Annotated in this window: 13 protein-coding genes; 6 read left to right on the top strand and 7 right to left on the bottom strand. The window is 71.2% G+C overall.

What is annotated here, in order from left to right; genetic code table 11:
* Nucleotides 1–91: 91 nt before the first annotated feature.
* The gene (locus ACWDNU_RS41930; RefSeq protein ID WP_449672933.1) at nucleotides 92–817 is read right to left on the bottom strand and encodes an Lsr2 dimerization domain-containing protein; all 726 of its coding nucleotides are present in this window, start codon (nucleotides 815–817) and stop codon (nucleotides 92–94) included.
* A 146-nt stretch (nucleotides 818–963) separates the two neighbouring features.
* Here ACWDNU_RS41930 and ACWDNU_RS41925 point away from each other — a divergent pair, with 146 nt between their 5' ends.
* Entirely contained in the window at nucleotides 964–2,358 is a 1,395-nt protein-coding gene (locus ACWDNU_RS41925; RefSeq protein ID WP_449672932.1) for a dihydrolipoyl dehydrogenase family protein, read from the top strand.
* A gap of 55 nt (nucleotides 2,359–2,413) precedes the next feature.
* Nucleotides 2,414–2,983: a TetR/AcrR family transcriptional regulator gene (locus ACWDNU_RS41920; RefSeq protein ID WP_449672931.1), complete on the top strand. Its 570-nt coding sequence runs from the start codon at nucleotides 2,414–2,416 to the stop codon at nucleotides 2,981–2,983.
* A gap of 111 nt (nucleotides 2,984–3,094) precedes the next feature.
* Here the strand turns inward: ACWDNU_RS41920 and ACWDNU_RS41915 are convergent, their stop codons facing one another.
* A complete protein-coding gene (locus ACWDNU_RS41915; RefSeq protein ID WP_449672930.1) occupies nucleotides 3,095–5,662 on the bottom strand; it encodes a hypothetical protein in 2,568 nt (855 codons plus the stop codon).
* Between the two features lie 268 nt (nucleotides 5,663–5,930).
* Between ACWDNU_RS41915 and ACWDNU_RS41910 the strand changes: the two genes are divergently transcribed.
* Nucleotides 5,931–6,434, top strand: a complete 504-nt coding sequence (locus ACWDNU_RS41910; RefSeq protein WP_093576929.1) for a DUF3145 domain-containing protein — start codon at nucleotides 5,931–5,933, stop codon at nucleotides 6,432–6,434.
* Between the two features lie 23 nt (nucleotides 6,435–6,457).
* Nucleotides 6,458–7,057 (top strand): hypothetical protein, encoded by a 600-nt coding sequence (locus tag ACWDNU_RS41905; protein WP_370939314.1) that lies wholly within the window; start codon nucleotides 6,458–6,460, stop codon nucleotides 7,055–7,057.
* Between the two features lie 55 nt (nucleotides 7,058–7,112).
* Here ACWDNU_RS41905 and ACWDNU_RS41900 read toward each other — a convergent pair whose 3' ends face one another.
* The 5 genes from ACWDNU_RS41900 to ACWDNU_RS41880 all read right to left on the bottom strand — a co-directional run bounded on the left by ACWDNU_RS41900 (nucleotide 7,113) and on the right by ACWDNU_RS41880 (nucleotide 12,498).
* A complete protein-coding gene (locus ACWDNU_RS41900) occupies nucleotides 7,113–8,363 on the bottom strand; it encodes a beta-ketoacyl-[acyl-carrier-protein] synthase family protein (RefSeq protein WP_354750838.1) in 1,251 nt (416 codons plus the stop codon).
* 52 nt (nucleotides 8,364–8,415) lie between these two features.
* Complete coding sequence (locus ACWDNU_RS41895) at nucleotides 8,416–8,661, bottom strand: acyl carrier protein (protein WP_037820481.1); 246 nt, start codon at nucleotides 8,659–8,661, stop codon at nucleotides 8,416–8,418.
* 70 nt (nucleotides 8,662–8,731) lie between these two features.
* Complete coding sequence (locus ACWDNU_RS41890) at nucleotides 8,732–9,715, bottom strand: beta-ketoacyl-ACP synthase III (protein WP_370939312.1); 984 nt, start codon at nucleotides 9,713–9,715, stop codon at nucleotides 8,732–8,734.
* Nucleotides 9,712–10,623, bottom strand: coding sequence for an ACP S-malonyltransferase (locus ACWDNU_RS41885; RefSeq protein ID WP_449672929.1), 912 nt, complete (start codon nucleotides 10,621–10,623; stop codon nucleotides 9,712–9,714). Before ACWDNU_RS41885 ends, ACWDNU_RS41890 begins: the two co-directional genes overlap by 4 nt.
* A 663-nt stretch (nucleotides 10,624–11,286) precedes the next feature.
* The gene (locus tag ACWDNU_RS41880; RefSeq protein ID WP_370939310.1) at nucleotides 11,287–12,498 is read right to left on the bottom strand and encodes a PucR family transcriptional regulator; all 1,212 of its coding nucleotides are present in this window, start codon (nucleotides 12,496–12,498) and stop codon (nucleotides 11,287–11,289) included.
* A 153-nt stretch (nucleotides 12,499–12,651) separates the two neighbouring features.
* Between ACWDNU_RS41880 and ACWDNU_RS41875 the strand changes: the two genes are divergently transcribed.
* A complete protein-coding gene (locus ACWDNU_RS41875; protein ID WP_354750835.1) occupies nucleotides 12,652–13,569 on the top strand; it encodes an ABC transporter ATP-binding protein in 918 nt (305 codons plus the stop codon).
* Nucleotides 13,566–14,780, top strand: a complete 1,215-nt coding sequence (locus ACWDNU_RS41870; protein ID WP_449672928.1) for an ABC transporter permease — start codon at nucleotides 13,566–13,568, stop codon at nucleotides 14,778–14,780. The genes ACWDNU_RS41875 and ACWDNU_RS41870 overlap by 4 nt, the downstream gene beginning before the upstream one ends.
* The last annotated feature ends 116 nt before the right edge of the window (nucleotides 14,781–14,896 follow it).

The raw sequence follows: 14,896 nt of genomic DNA, 5'->3' as shown, positions 1-14,896 counted from the left end.
CCGGACAGCCACATTCGTGCAGCCTGGCCGAAAGTCCGTGAGGGGAACCCTGAGGGAATCAGATTCCCTCAGGGTTCCCCTCACGGACGGATCAGTTGTCGGAAGCGGAGAACAGCACCGGCGGCACCTCGCTGGCCGTACGGCGGCGCGGCTTGGCGGCTGCCTTGGCCGGTGCCGGGGCGGCCTTCGCGGACGTCTTAGCCGTCGCGGACTTGGCTGGGGCGGTGGCTTTCGCCGGGGCAGTCTGTGCGGGTGCCGTCTTCGCGGGTGCGGACGTCTTGACCGTCGCGGTCTTCGCCGTCTTGCTGGCCGGAGCCTTGACCGCAGCCGCCTTGGTCGTCTTGGCGGCGGGCGTCTTGGTCGCCGCGGCCTTCGTCGGCTTGGCCGTGGTCTTGGCCGCGGCAGTCTTGGTCGCGGCGGCCTTCGTCGGCTTGGCGGGGGCCTTGGCCGGAGCCTTGCGTGCGGTCCGGCTCACCGTCCCGGTCGCGCCACCCGTTCGGGCAGACTTCGCGGCACTGGCGGCAGCAGTCTTCTTGCCAGCAACGGCTTTCCCGGCCTTGCCCGCCGCGGCGGTCTTCTCCGCCACCGGCTTCGCCCCAGCCTTCGCAGCTCCCGCGATCAGCCGCGGCCGGAGCTTCCGTCCACCCGTCCGGCGGCCGGCCTTCGCGTACTTCTCCAGCAATCGCCGCAGCGCGGTCGCGTTGCGGGTGCCGAGGTCGATGTCGTATTCGATGCCGTCCAGCGCGAACGCGACGGTTTCCGCCGCGCGTCCGCCGGTCAGGTCGTCCAGAGTGCGGACAGCGGTGTTCCTCGCCATGGGAGCCTCCCGTGCTCGATCGTGGTCGTGCGTGCAACCGGCACGGCGACGACCCGGGTTTCCGCGGTGCCGCCGGTTTCTTGCAGCTCTGGTACGAGAATACCGGCAGGCTTGCGCGAACCTGCGCGGTGGTGTGCGCTGTGCGCATGGCAGCAGAGACTTTCGACGTCGTGGTCATCGGTGCGGGTCCGGTCGGGGAAGTGGCCGCGGAACGGGCCGCGATGGGCGGGCTGAAGGTGGCGCTCCTCGAACACGAACGGTTCGGCGGGGAGTGTTCGTACTGGGCGTGCATCCCGAGCAAGGCGTTGCTGCGCCCGGGAAACCTGCTCGCCGCGGCCAAGCGGATGCCCGGCGTGCCGATCGGCGACGCGCTGGATCCGGAGAAGGTGCTCGCGCGCCGCGACTGGTTCACCGGCAAGGGCGACGACTCCGGCCAGGTCGAATGGGCGCGCGGCGCGGGCATCGAACCCGTGCGCGGCTACGGCCGGATCACCGGTGAGCGCGAAGTCACGCTCGACGACGGCCGCGTTTTCTCCGCCCGGAACGCGGTGATCGTGTGCACCGGCAGCGTCCCGCGCACGCCGCGGATTCCGGGCCTGGACACCATTACGCCGTGGGGTTCGCGGGAAGCGACGTCGGCGACCGAGGTGCCCGGACGGCTCGGCGTGCTCGGCGGCGGCGTGGTCGGCGTCGAGATGGCGCAGGCGTGGGCACGGCTCGGTTCGCAGGTCGACCTCGTGATCACCGGTGACCGCCCGTTGCCGCGGCTGCCGGAGTTCGCCGGCGACCTGGTCCTGGACGGTTTGCGCGAGGCAGGCGTCCGCGTGCACACCAACTCCGGGCTGGACGAAGTGTCCGTTGTGGACGGTGGCACGCAGCTGAAACTGGCTGGCGGCGACGAGATCGTGGTCGACGAACTGCTGGTCGCGACCGGTCGTGCGCCCGCGACCAGCACCATTGGTCTGGACGTGCTCGGCCTGCCCGCCGACGGTCCGCTCCAGGTCGACGAAAGCGGCCGGGTGCCCGCAGTGGAGGGTGGCTGGCTGTATGGAGCAGGCGACGTCACCGGCCGCGCTTTGCTGACCCACCAGGGAAAATACGCCGCTCGCGTCGTCGGCGACTCGGTCGCGGCCCGTGCTCGCGGCGAGGAGATCTCGACCGAGCCGTGGAGCCGCTACAGCGCGACCGCCGACCATCACGCGGTGCCGCAGGTGGTGTTCACCGACCCGGAAGTGACGTCAGTCGGCCTCACCGAGGCGCGCGACGGATCCGCGGACCGGGTCGTGGACATCGACATCGCGGTCGCCGGTTCGTCGCTGCACGCCGATGGGTACCAAGGCAAAGCGCGCATGGTCGTGGACACCGAACGCGGCGTCGTGCTGGGTGTCACGTTCGTCGGCCAGGACGTGGCGGAACTGCTGCACTCGGCGACGATCGCCGTCGTCGGCGAGGTGCCGCTGGACCGGCTGTGGCACGCGGTCCCCGCGTTCCCGACGATCAGCGAGGTGTGGCTGCGGCTGCTGGAGGCTTACGGGCTCTGAGCTGGGCGGTGTCGTGCCGCTTAAGTGGTTGTGCCGCTTCGGGTAGCGTCGGGGGATGACCAGTGCCCCCGTTCCCGGCCGCCGTGAACGCAAGAAGGCGGCGACCCGCCAGGCGCTGGCCGACGCTGCCCTGCGGATGTTCCTGGAGCGCGGCTACGACCAGGTGACCGTGCGCGAGATCGCCGACGCCGCCGACGTGTCCACCACCACGCTGATGAAGCACTTCCCGACCAAGGAAGCGCTCGTCTTCGACCGGGAACCGGAGATCGACGAGGCGTTGGTCTCGGCAGTGCGGGACCGTCCGGAGGGCACGTCGGTGCTGGCGGCGCTCCGCGCGCACATCCACGTCCGGGCGACCTCCGGCATCCGCGCGGAGGCCGAACCGTTGCTGCGACTGGTGCGCGAGACGCCCGCGCTCGCGGATTACTGGCACAAGATGTGGATGGGCCACGAGCACACGCTGAGCCGAGTGATCGCGACGGAAACCGGTGCGCCTGAGGGCGATCCGCGGTGTGCGGTGCTCGCCCATTTCGCCTTGGAGACGGCCGCGCTGGCTGATCGCTCGGACGACCCGCGGCGGATGGTGGATGTGGCGTTCGACCTGTTGGAGCACGGGTGGCAGTGAGGGTTGGTCCGCCGCCACGCTAGATCTGGCGGCTGCTGGGCAGCACAAGCGGGAATGCCGCTCCGTCGACGACGGCAGTCGCTATCCGAGCGTGGCGGGCTGGCTGGTTGCTCAGGACGGCAGCTGCAAGTCGAGCGCGCCCTTCGCGGCGCGGGCGAGTCCGGGATCGTCCGCAGTGGACGGTCCCGGTTGCCAGACCGCCTGCACGATCCGCACGCCGTTGCCGTCGATCTTGCTGGCGTAGGCGGCGCCGTCGAACTGCGGCGGGCCTGACGGCCACTTGCCGGTCTCCGTGGCGACGTCCAGGATTCCGCCGCCGCCCGGGTTGTCGGCGATCTGCTTGAGGCGGTTGGCCTGTCCGGCATCGGGGAACTCGACCACCGCGACGGTGACCGCGGCCGGCCGCCCGTCCACGAGCGCCGTGTAGCTCGCGCGGCGGACCGCGGAGCAGCTGGTCTGCTGAAGGCTCGCCTGGACGTCCCCGAAAGCGTGCGAGGCGCACTTCTGGTCGGCGCTGTTCGCGCGGGGCTCGAAGGTGAGAGTCGGCGCCGGAGGGGCGCTCGACTTGACGCTGCTCGGCACCGGACTCGGCACGCTGCTTGGCGGCGCACTGCTGGCAGGCGGAGCGGCGGCAGTGTCGTCGCCGCCGCTGGTCGCGACGACGATCGCCGACACCACCAGGACGACCAGCAAAACGATCGCCGCGATCGGCACCCACTTGACGGTCCGGGATCCCGGTTTCCCCGGCCCGGGCGGGGTATTCGGCCCGGCGCCCGCACCCGCTGCCGTGGGCACCCCTGCTCCCGCCCCAGCGGCTGCTCCGGTTCCCGCCGCGGCGCCGACTCCGGCCGGGGCAGAAGTCCCGGCTCCCGCGCCGGTGGCTGTTCCTGCTCCGGCGGCTGGAGCAGGTCGCGCAGGTTGCGGCGCACCTCGCGGAGGACTGCCCGGCCCGGGAACCTTCTCCGGCGCGACCGGGGGAACGGCCCCGCGCGGACGTCCAGCGCCCTGCGGCTTCGCCGGAGACGGCATCTTCTCCGTCGGAGCCTCAGGAGGGTCAGTCGATTCGGTGGGTGCCTCGGAAAACGACGCCAGCTCGATCGACGGAATCTCCGGCCGGGGCGGCCGCACCGCGATGATCTTCGGCCGCGGCACCGGGGGAGCGGCGGGTTTCGGTGCGGCGGAAGGATTGCCGGGGGAAGCGGCACCCTTCGACGGCACGGAGCCAGCCGATCCCGGAGCGGCACCGGGGAAGACGGGAAGCCCTTGGGGATTGCCCGCGCCGGCCGGGCCTTGCGGTCCCGGACTTGCCGTGGGAACCGCGGCGGTTTTTCCGGCCGGGGCATTGGCCCCAGCGACATTGGCACCGGCCACGCCGAGACCGGTGGCGCTCGACCCGGCCGCACGAGATTCGGTGGTTCCGGGCGGGGCCGCGCCGGGAGCGACTGTGCCGCCCGGCCCGACAGCGTCGGCTCGGGCCGCGCCGACGCCAGCGGCGGAACCGGCGGCCGGTTCGCCAGCGCGGGTTTGGTCTGCAGTGGAGCTGGCAGCAGAACTGCCGGTGGAATCCGCGGCCGGTTGAACGGCGCCGGTTTCGGCTGCGCCGGAACTTGCCGTGCCGGAGCTGGCGGCGGAACCGGCCACCGGTTTGACACTGCGGGTTTGGGCCTCAGCGGAGCTGGCAGCAGCAGAACTGCCGGTGGAATCCGCGGCCGGTTGAACGGTGCGGGTTTGCGCGGCGTCGGAGCTGACAGCGCTGGCACGCGCCGAACCAGTAGCAGTGTTGCCCGAACCCGGTGCGCCGGAACCGGCGGCGGCAGATCCAGCGGTATCAGGCTTGGCGGCGGTTCCGGCGGCGCCCGACATCGCCGCTCCTGCCGCGACAGCGCCGAGCCCCGCAACCGCGGCTCCGCCGGAGGTCCCGTTCGCGCTGCTCGCCCCCGCACCTGCGGGAGGTGAAGCGACGGAATTCGTCGCGGCACCGCCAGGCGAGGCCACGTTCGCTGCCCCAGCGCCGACAGCCCCCGCACCAGCCGGACCACCGACCCCAGGCGACCGGGGCCCAGGAGGAACCGGAACGTCGTCCGCGAACCGGACGAACCCCTCCCCGCGCAAAACCTCGTCCGAAAGCTCCGGCGCGTCTGGCGCCAGCGCGGAGATCAACGCCCGCGCCTGGTCCACCGAACGCGGATGCCGCGCCGTCGCGAGGGAGACGGTCGCGGCCAGCATGGTCGTCGGCGTCGGGTGCAGGACCCGGACCGGGCCCGCGAGGTCTCCTGGCGGCTGGTCGACCGTCTCGACGTACGGGCCGACCGCCACGATCGTGCCTACCGGGCCGCCGCCGAGTTCCGCGATGCGGCGTTCGCATTCCTGGGACAGGTCGAGCGCTTCGGTGGCGGGGTTGACGTCGTCGCCGTGGACGAGGGGCCAGCCGTCCGCCTTCCACGGTCCGCTCAGCGGGGCCTCGAGGCGCAGCGCCGGGTCGGGCAGGTCCACGCCGATCACCACGAGCACGCCCGCGGGAAGCACCACGACCGCCTCGACCGGACGGTCTCCGGTCGGGCGGGCTCCGACGAGCGCGACGCCGCCGATCACCGTGCTCCCCCGGCCGAGGGAGGCCAGTGCGGCCCGCACGTCTTCCGCGACGCGCGAGGGCTGCTGCCCGAGACGGACCAATCGCACCGAAACTCTCCTGTCGAATCCGCAGCGTTTCCGGTGCACCACGCTAGCGTGCCGGGCCGCCGGAACCGTGCTCCGCGCCCTCGCGTCGGCGTGGCTCACCACAATGGGTCGTCCGCTGCGACTTGTGGTGTTCATGTGGCCAAACGGCACGGTTGGGGTGCAGAATGTGCTACACAGGTCGGGAACTGCCGTGGAGGCTACGCAACCTGCGCAGGGTTCGAGAGGTCGTAGGGGAAGACGTCCCTCGTCGAACAAGCGGAGGTCAGCAGTGAGCACCCGTGGCAGCACCCGAGGCGTGGTGTACGTCCACTCGTCGCCGTCTGCGGTATGTCCGCACGTCGAGTGGGCTATTTCGGGCACCCTTGGTGCCCGGGTCGAGCTGAAGTGGACGGCCCAGCCGGCCAGTCCGGGACAGCTCCGGGCCGAATGCAGCTGGAGCGCGCCCGCGGGAACCGCGGGCAAACTCGCCGGCGCCCTCAAGGCGTGGCCGATGGTGCGCTTCGAAATCACCGAGGAGCCCAGCGCGGGCGTCGACGGCGAGCGGTTCTGCTTCGCGCCCGGTCTCGGGCTCTGGCACGGCCGCACCAGCGCCAACGGCGACATCGTCGTGGGCGAGGACCAGCTGCGCGCGCTCGTCAGCATGACCCGCGGCGGCGAGACCCTTGCGCACAAACTGGACGAACTCCTCGCCGCGGCCTGGGACGAGGCGCTCGAGCCGTACCGGCACGCGGGCGACGGCGCCCCGGTCACCTGGCTGCACCAGGTCGGGTGAACGAAAGCGGTACCCTCACCCGGGTGAGCGTTCCTTCGGCCCCGCCGTCCCGTCAGCGGTGGTTGATCCCCGTGCTCGTGGTGGTGCTGTCCATCACCGTCGCCGGGGGTCTGCTCGCCCGCGAGCTGTACCGCCGTCCCGAGTCCCCGCACCCGGCCGACGGCGAGGCCATGGCGCCGCCCGTCTCGACCAGCGGCGGTCCGTCCGACAAGTCCGGCTCGGTCCAGGTCGGGGTCGCCCCGGACGCGGAGAACCACCCGCAGGACGACGCCGTCCGCACCGTGCTGCAGGCCTATTTCAACGCGCTCAACAAGAAGGACTACGACGCCTGGACGGAAACCGTCAGCGACGCGCGCCGCAGCAAGACGCCGGAAGTGGACTGGCACCGCAACTTCCAGTCCACGAAGGACGTCAACATCATGCTGTACCGCATCGAACCGGGCGCGCAGGGCACGCTGCGGGCGCTGGTCGGGTTCACCAGCACCCAGTCGCTCAACGAGGCCCCGGGCGACTTCCCGCACGAGTGCATCAACTGGCGGCTGGTGCTGCCGATGAAGTTCGAGCACGGCTCGTACCGGATCGACACCGTCGACAGCACCGCCACCGAACACGACAAGTGCTGAAACGGTGAAGGGCCCCGCGGAGATTTCCGCGGGGCCCTTCACCGTGAAGAGGAACTCAGTTCGCCGGTGTGAACAACAGCGCGGTGTTGTGCCCGCCGAAACCGAACGAGTTGGACAGCGCCGCGGCGAGTTCGACCTTGCGGTTCTCCCCGGACACGACGTCCAATTGCACCTTCGGGTCCTGCTCGGTGAGGTTCAGCGTCGCGGGGACGATGCCCTCGTACAGCGCGAGAATCGTCGCGATGCCCTCGACCGCGCCTGCCCCGCCGACGAGGTGGCCGAGCGCGCCCTTCGGCGCGGTGACCACCGGGTGCTCGCCGACCGCCGACCGGATCGCCGCCGCCTCGCCGATGTCTCCGACCACAGTGGACGTCGCGTGCGCGTTCACGTGGCCGATGTCCGAAGGGGACAGTCCGGCCATCGCCATCGCCGCGCGCATCGCCGCGATCTGGCCGATGCCCTCCGGGTGGTTGCCGGTGATGTGGTAGGCGTCCGAGGTCAGTCCGTAGCCGGCCAGCTTCGCGTAGATCCGCGCGCCGCGGGCCTTCGCGCGGTCGGCCCGCTCGAGCACGACGACGCCGGAGCCCTCGCCGAGCACGAAGCCGTCGCGGCTCACGTCGAACGGACGCGAGGCCGCGGCCGGGTCGTCGTTGCGCGTCGACACCGTGCGCGCCTGGGCGAACCCGGCGACGGTGATCGGGTGGATGCAGGCCTCGGAACCGCCGGCGACCACCACGTCGGCCCGTCCGGACCGGATCATCTCGTAGCCGTTCGCGATGCCCTCGGCCCCGGACGCGCACGCCGACGCGGGCGAATGCACCCCGGCGCGCGCCTTCAGGTCGATGCCCACGTGCGCGGCCGGGCCGTTCGGCATCAGCATCGGCACGGTCAGCGGCGACACCTTGCGAAGACCCTGCTGGTGCAACAGATCGTTCTGGGTCAGCAGGGTCACCGGCCCGCCGACCCCGGTGCCGATCGAAACGCCGAGGCGCTCCGGTTCGACATCGGTGTGCTCGTCGGTCTGCTCGGCGAACCCGGCGTCGGCCCAGGCCTGGCGGGCGGCGATGATCGCCACCTGCTCGCACCGGTCGAGCCGCCGGGCCTGCACGCGGGGCAGGATGTCGGTCGGCTCGACGGCGAGCTGCGCCGCGATCCGGACCGGCAGGTCCAGCTCCTCCGCCCAGTCCGCGGCGATCGTGCTGATCCCGCTGCGGCCGGCCAGCAGACCGTCCCAGGTGGACGCGACGTCCCCGCCCAGCGGCGTCGTCGCGCCCATGCCGGTGATCACGACGTCGATGTTGCTCATGGGAGTCTCCCCAAGGGTCGGCTCCGGACCGGGGCCCGGGTACGAAGAGGACTTACTTCGAGTTGGCGGACACGTAGTTCACCGCGTCGCCGACGGTCTTCAGGTTGGCCAGCTCGTCGTCCGGGATCTTGACGCCGAACTTGTCCTCGGCCTGCACGGCGATCTCGACCATCGACAGCGAGTCGATGTCCAGGTCGTCCACGAACGACTTCTCGGCGGTGACGTCGTCCTGAGCCACGCCGGCGACCTCTTCGACGATCTCGGCGAGGCCGGCGAGAATCTCAGTGTTGTCAGCCATCGGTGTTGTTCCCTTCTCGGTTCTTCTGCGGGTCCGCTCGCGGGCACGGCGCCCGCGGGGGAAGTATCGCTCAGGGCAGGACGAACGCCTGCGCGGCATAGGAAAGCCCGGCTCCGAAGCCGACCGCCAGCACCACGTCGCCGCTTTTCGCCGTTCCCGCCTTGCGCATGTGGTCCAGGGCCATCGGGATCGAAGCGGACGAGGTGTTGCCCGAGTACTTGATGTCGTCGGCCACCACGAGGTCCTCGCGCGCCCCCTTGGCGCGCAGCTTCTTCGCGATCGACTCGACGATCCGGAGGTTCGCCTGGTGCGGGGCCAGCACGTCCACATCGGACGGTTGCAGCCCGGCGGCCTCCAGCGCGCGCAGCGCGATCGGCGCGATCTGCGTGGTCGCCCAGCGGAAGACCGACTGGCCCTCCTGGTAGATCCACTGGTGGTCGCGCATGTAGATCAGGTCGACGAGGTCGCCCGCGCTGCCCCACACCACCGGGCCGATGCCCGGTTCCTCGGACCCGCCGACCACCGCGGCTCCCGCGCCGTCGGCGAAGATGATCGCGTTCGCGCGGTCGGTGGGGTCCACGGCGTCGGTGAGCTTCTCCGCGCCGATCACGAGGACCTTCTTCGCCGAACCCGCGCGCACGAGGTCGGACGCGACGCCGAGGCCGTAGCAGAATCCGGCGCACGCGGCGTTGAGGTCGAACGCGCCGGGGCTCTGCACGCCGATCCGCGAGGCGACCTGTGCGGCCGCGTTAGGGATCTGCGAGGGCATGGTGCAGTTGGGCACGATGACCGTGTCCACTTCGGACGGATCGAGGCCCGCGTCGGAGAGCGCGTCGGCCCCGGCGGCGACGGCGTAGTCGACCAGCACGTCGTCCTTCTCGCCGAACCGCCGCTCGATGATGCCGACGCGGTCGCGGATCCACTGGTCGTTGGTGTCCATGACCTGCGACAGGTCGTCGTTCGTGACGATCCGGTCCGGCTGGTAGCTGCCGAAGCCGAGGATGCGGGCGGCGGGCGCGCCCTGGGCGAGGCGCAGGGTGGGGCGGGCGGTCACTGGGCGTCCTCCTCGCGCAGCGCCGCCAGTTCGGCGGGCGACTTCAGCGCGGTGGTAGTGGTGACGACGCCCTTGAGCTGCCGCTTGACCAGTCCGGTCAGGGTGCCCGCGGGCGCCAGTTCGACGGTGCGGTCCACGCCGAGCGAGACGAGCCCGTCCATGGTGAGGTCCCAGCGGACCGGGCGGGTCACCTGGGCGACGAGCCTGCGCAGGTACTCCGCGCCGCTCGTGACGACCTGACCGTCGGCATTGGACAGCAGCGGGCGCGTCGGGTCGGCCGGGGAGAGACCGGCGGCGTGCTCGCGCAAGGCGTCTTCCGCGGGGGCCATGTAGGGCGTGTGGAAGGCGCCGGCGACCTTGAGGGCGCGGATCTTCGTGCCCTCCATCGGCTCGGCGATGATCTTCTCGATCGCGGCGGCGGACCCGGACGCGACGATCTGCCCGGCCCCGTTGCGGTTCGCGGCGGCGAGGCCCTGGCTTTCCAGCCACGCGGCGACTTCTTCGGGGTCGCCGAGCATCACCGCGGCCATCGACGTCGGTTCGAGCGCGCACGCCTTGGCCATCTCCGCGCCGCGGACGGCGGCGAGCGCGACCGCGTCGGCGGGGGTGAGCACGCCGGCGATCGCGGCCGCGGCCAATTCGCCGACCGAGTGGCCGGCGACCGGCGCGTCGTCGGCGACGGGCAGGTGCTCGAAGGACAGCAGGGACAGCGCGACGATCAGCGGCTGCGCGACAGCGGTGTCCTGGATCTCCTCGGCTCCGGCCTCGGTGCCGAGCCGGATCAGGTCAAGCCCGCAGCGGGCGGACCACTCTTCGACGCGCGCGCGTGCGCCGTCGAGCTCGAGCCACGGGGCGAGCATGCCGGGGGCTTGGGAACCCTGGCCGGGGGAGAGGACTGCAACTGTCACGCTGTCTATGAGACCACGGGTTCCCTCGGGCTTCGGCTGCGGGCGGTCACCAAGTCCGCGCGGCGGAATTGGAGGAAACCTCCAAAGACCCGCCGGAGAACCCGGCCCTTAACCCATCCGCCTTGTGGGATTCAACCAGCGCTTGCCGTGAAGTCTGTCACCCGCCACGCCCCGGCGGAAGGGTGCGCGGCGCGTGGGCCGGAGGTTCGCGGCGCTTCCGCCGGGCGCGGGAGGGGCTCGGGCGCGGATGGCCCCACAGCGGCGTGGGGTGGTTGGGGTGCACCGAACGCCGCATTGGGTGCGCGCGACGCACCGAATGCCACATTGGGTGCGTTGAGCGCACCGAACGCCGCATTGGGTGCGCGTAACGCACCGAATGCCACATTGGGTGCGTCAGATGCGCCCAGAGCTTTCTCGTTAGCGCGCGGGGATCCTCGCCCCCGCCCCGGTGCCCCTCGCCCTGGCGCGCGGGCTTGGCGCGCGGTGCCGAGGTACGTGAGGGGACCCTGAGGGAATCAGATTCCCTCAGGGTCCCCTCACGTACCTTCGCGGGAGCGGAGCCACGCGGCTCGGCTGGCCAGGCGGTGCTCCGCATCCCCCGGCCAGCACCGCTGCAACCAACCCGCCGCACACCGCACTACCGAGAAAACCCCATCGGGGCGGTTACCAAAGCCCGCGAGCGCGAGCGAGCCTGCCGACAGTGAGCGCGACCCGCAGCACCAGCGCGTCGCGGGCGTCGGTCGGGTTGCGGCCGGTCAGTTCGGCCGCTTTGCGCAGTCGGTACCGGACCGTGTTCGGGTGCACGAACAGCGTTTGCGCGCAGCGTTCCAGGACCCCGCCAGTGTCCAGATAGGTCTCAACAGTGCGCTGCAGCGCCGCTCCGGCCTCCTCCAACGGGCGGGCCACCGAGTCGACCAGCAGCCGTTCCGCGCCGGGGTCGCCGGACAAAGCTCGTTCGGGGAGCAAATCGTCGGACCGGACCGGACGGGGCGCACCGGGCCAGCCGACCACCGCGCGCAGTCCGGACAACGCCTCGGCCGCGCTGTGGTGCGCCTCGGCCAGCGTCGGGACGGTCGGGCCGGCTACGACGGGGCCGTCGGCGAACACCGTCGACATCCGGGCCAAGATCTCGCGTTCTTTCGGCCCGCCCTCGGTGGGGCCGCCGATCACGATCACCAGCCGCGAGCCCTGCACCGACAGCAGCACCGCGCGGCCGACGCGGGCGGCGCGGGCGCGGACGTCGAAAACCACCGTCGGCGGGTCTTCTGAGGGAGGATTTCCTACCATGACCGTCGCCGCCGCGGCCGGATCCCAGCCGAGCGCCGCAGCCCGCGACAGGACCGATTCCTCGGCGTCGCCGCGGACGATTCCGTCGACTACCAGAGCTTCGAGCCGGGCGTCCCACGCACCGCGCGCTTCCGCCGCGGCGGCGTAGGAATTGGCCGCCGCGAACGCGATTTCCCTGCCGTAGCGCAGAATTCCCTCGATCAATGCCGCGCGTTCGGCTTCCGAAGCGGCGAATTCCGGGAGCTGTTCTTCGAATACCTCGATCGCGAGCCGCACCATCGCGACGGCCTGGCGCAGGCTGATCCAGCGCGATACCTCGGTCGGCGCGTCGCGGAACGCTTCGGTGGTGAGCTTCAGCGCTTCCTTCGAATCGCGCAGCCACGCGACGAATCCGCTGGCCCCGGTCTGCGTGATCAGCAGCACGCTGGCGCGCTGGTCGGCGGGCAGCCGCGCGAACCAGACCAGCCGGCGTTCCATTTCCGCGACGCTCGCGCTCGCCAGCCGCCCGGAGGCGTGCTCCAGGCTGCGCAGGGTTTTGGCGGACAGCCCGTGGTGTTTGCGCGCGGGGCGTCCTGTGGTGTCGGCCATGTCGGATCCGATCCTACGTGCCGCGCGCGGCCTGCAACTTTAGGCGGATGCGGCGGCGACCTCGGGAGGTGGGCGGCCTCGTGCCGAAGTGCCTAGGATCCCGGGTGGGGTGGCAGGGGATCACCCCGGGAGAAAAGAACAGGGGGACGGGCCATGCCAGAGCCCGGACTGGAGATCGACGGGATCTCCAAACGCTACGGCGCCGTGGTGGCGCTCGAGAAGATGACGTTCGACGTGCGGCCGGGGGAGCTTTTCGGATTCGTCGGCAGCAACGGGGCGGGCAAAACGACCACGATGCGCATCGCGCTCGGCGTGCTGAGCGCCGACGCCGGCCAGGTGCGGTACGCGGGCGAGCCGATCACGCACGAAACGCGCCGCCAGATCGGCTACATGCCCGAGGAACGCGGGCTGTACCCGAAAATGAAGGTCGGCGAACAGCTCACGTATCTGGCCCGGCTGCACGGAATGCCCGCCGCCGCGGCGAAGGCGTCGAGCGAGCGGTGGACCGAACGCCTCGGCGTGGCCGCCCGTCGCGACGACGAGGTGCAGAAGCTCAGTCTCGGCAACCAGCAGCGCGTGCAGCTCGCCGCCGCGCTGGTGCACGAACCGCGGATTCTCGTGCTGGACGAACCGTTCTCCGGGCTCGACCCGGTGGCCGTCGACGTGATGAGCGACGTGCTGAAGGAGAAGGCGGCCGAGGGCGTTCCGGTCGTGTTTTCCAGCCACCAGCTGGATTTGGTGGAGCGGCTGTGCGACCGGATCGGGATCGTCCGGAGTGGACGGATGGAAGCGTCCGGCACGGTGGCGGAACTGCGCTCGGGCGGGACGACGCGGCTGCTCGTCGATGCTCCGGAGGCGCCGGAGAACTGGGCGGCCGGGCTGTCCGGCGTGACCGTGATCGGCCGCCGGGGAGCGGTGACCGAGCTCGAATTGGCCGACGGCGCGGACGACCAGGCCGTGCTGCGCGCCGCGCTGGCGACCGGCCCGGTGCGGGAATTCGCCCGCAAACTGCCGTCGCTGACCGAGTTGTTCCGTTCCGTCGTGTCCGAGCACCAGGAGGCCGCGGCATGACCGGGTCCGATGTCCAGATGAGCCCGCTGTCCGCGGTCGGCCTCGTGGCCGGGCGGGAAATCAGCACGCGCGTCAATTCCAAGGCCTACCGCATCACCACGCTCGTGATGGTGCTGATCGTCGTCGGGCTGGCGCTGGTCTTCAAGCTCTTCAACGGCGGCGGGAGTGCCGACGCGACGGTCGGCTACGTGCCCGCCGCCTCGCAGCTGGCGCAGCCGCTGACCGCGACGGGGAAGTCGATCGGCCAGACCGTCGCGACGCAACAAGTCCCTGACGAGAAGACCGGCCAGGCGAAGCTGCGGGACGGCTCGATCGACGCGCTGCTGGTGCAGGACGCGAAGCGGGTCCATGTCCAGGTGAAGAAGGACCTGGACGCGAAGCTGAAGAACACCTTCACCGTGCTCGAGGGCCAGTTGGCGCTCAACCAGCAGATCGAATCCCTCGGCGGCGACCCGGCGAAGGTGCGCCAGGCGGCCGCCGCGGCGACGATCGACGAACTGCCGCCGCTCGAGAAACCGTACGACTACAACGGGCAGCAGCTCGTGCTCGGCATCATCGCGGGCATCCTGATCTACCTGTCGCTGATGCTCAACGGGCAGAGCGTCGCGCAGGGCGTCGTCGAGGAGAAGACGTCGCGGGTGGTCGAACTGCTGCTGTCGACGATCAAACCGTGGCAGCTGATGGCCGGGAAGGTGCTCGGCATCGGCACCGTCGGCCTGATCCAGATGCTGGCGATCGGCGTGGCCGGAGTGGCGGCCGGGCTCGGGTTCGGGGTGCTGACGATCTCGGTGAACGCGGCGGTCGGCACCGTGATCTGGCTGATCGTCTGGTACCTGCTCGGGTTCTTCATGTATTCGATCGTGTTCGCCGCCCTCGGCGCGCTGGTTTCGCGGCAGGAGGACGTGGCCGGCGCGACGATGCCCGCGCTGATGTTCGTCATCGCCGGATACGTGGTGGGGATTTCGATCCTGCCGTCGAACCCGGGGAGCCCGCTGGCCGAGGTGCTGTCGCTGATCCCGGTGTTCGCGCCGACGCTGATGCCGATGCGGCTGGCGATGGGCGGCGTGCCGGTGTGGGAGGCGGTGCTGTCGGTGGGCCTGGTGGTCGCGCTCATCCCGGCGCTGATCTGGCTGGCCGCGCGGATCTACCGCAACGCGGTGATGCGCACCGGCGCGAAGGTGAAGCTGCGGGACGCGCTGAGCGCTGCCTGACAGACGAGTTCTCTACGGCGGGGGGGGGGGGGGGCCCCCCGCCCCCCCGAGAGGGGCCGGGCGCCCGAAAAGAGGGGGGGGGGGCCACACAAAGGAAAAAAGGGGGGGGGGGGAGA

The organism is Amycolatopsis sp. NPDC003676 (assembly GCF_053587275.1).
This window is presented reverse-complemented; position numbering and strand designations above follow the sequence as displayed.

Coding starts and splice junctions, on each gene's coding strand:
- ACWDNU_RS41930 (WP_449672933.1), bottom strand. CDS start 817: ATGGCGAGGAACACCGCTGTCCGCACTCTGGACGACCTGACCGGCGGA.
- ACWDNU_RS41925 (WP_449672932.1), top strand. CDS start 964: ATGGCAGCAGAGACTTTCGACGTCGTGGTCATCGGTGCGGGTCCGGTC.
- ACWDNU_RS41920 (WP_449672931.1), top strand. CDS start 2,414: ATGACCAGTGCCCCCGTTCCCGGCCGCCGTGAACGCAAGAAGGCGGCG.
- ACWDNU_RS41900 (WP_354750838.1), bottom strand. CDS start 8,363: ATGAGCAACATCGACGTCGTGATCACCGGCATGGGCGCGACGACGCCG.
- ACWDNU_RS41895 (WP_037820481.1), bottom strand. CDS start 8,661: ATGGCTGACAACACTGAGATTCTCGCCGGCCTCGCCGAGATCGTCGAA.
- ACWDNU_RS41880 (WP_370939310.1), bottom strand. CDS start 12,498: ATGGCCGACACCACAGGACGCCCCGCGCGCAAACACCACGGGCTGTCC.
- ACWDNU_RS41875 (WP_354750835.1), top strand. CDS start 12,652: ATGCCAGAGCCCGGACTGGAGATCGACGGGATCTCCAAACGCTACGGC.
- ACWDNU_RS41870 (WP_449672928.1), top strand. CDS start 13,566: ATGACCGGGTCCGATGTCCAGATGAGCCCGCTGTCCGCGGTCGGCCTC.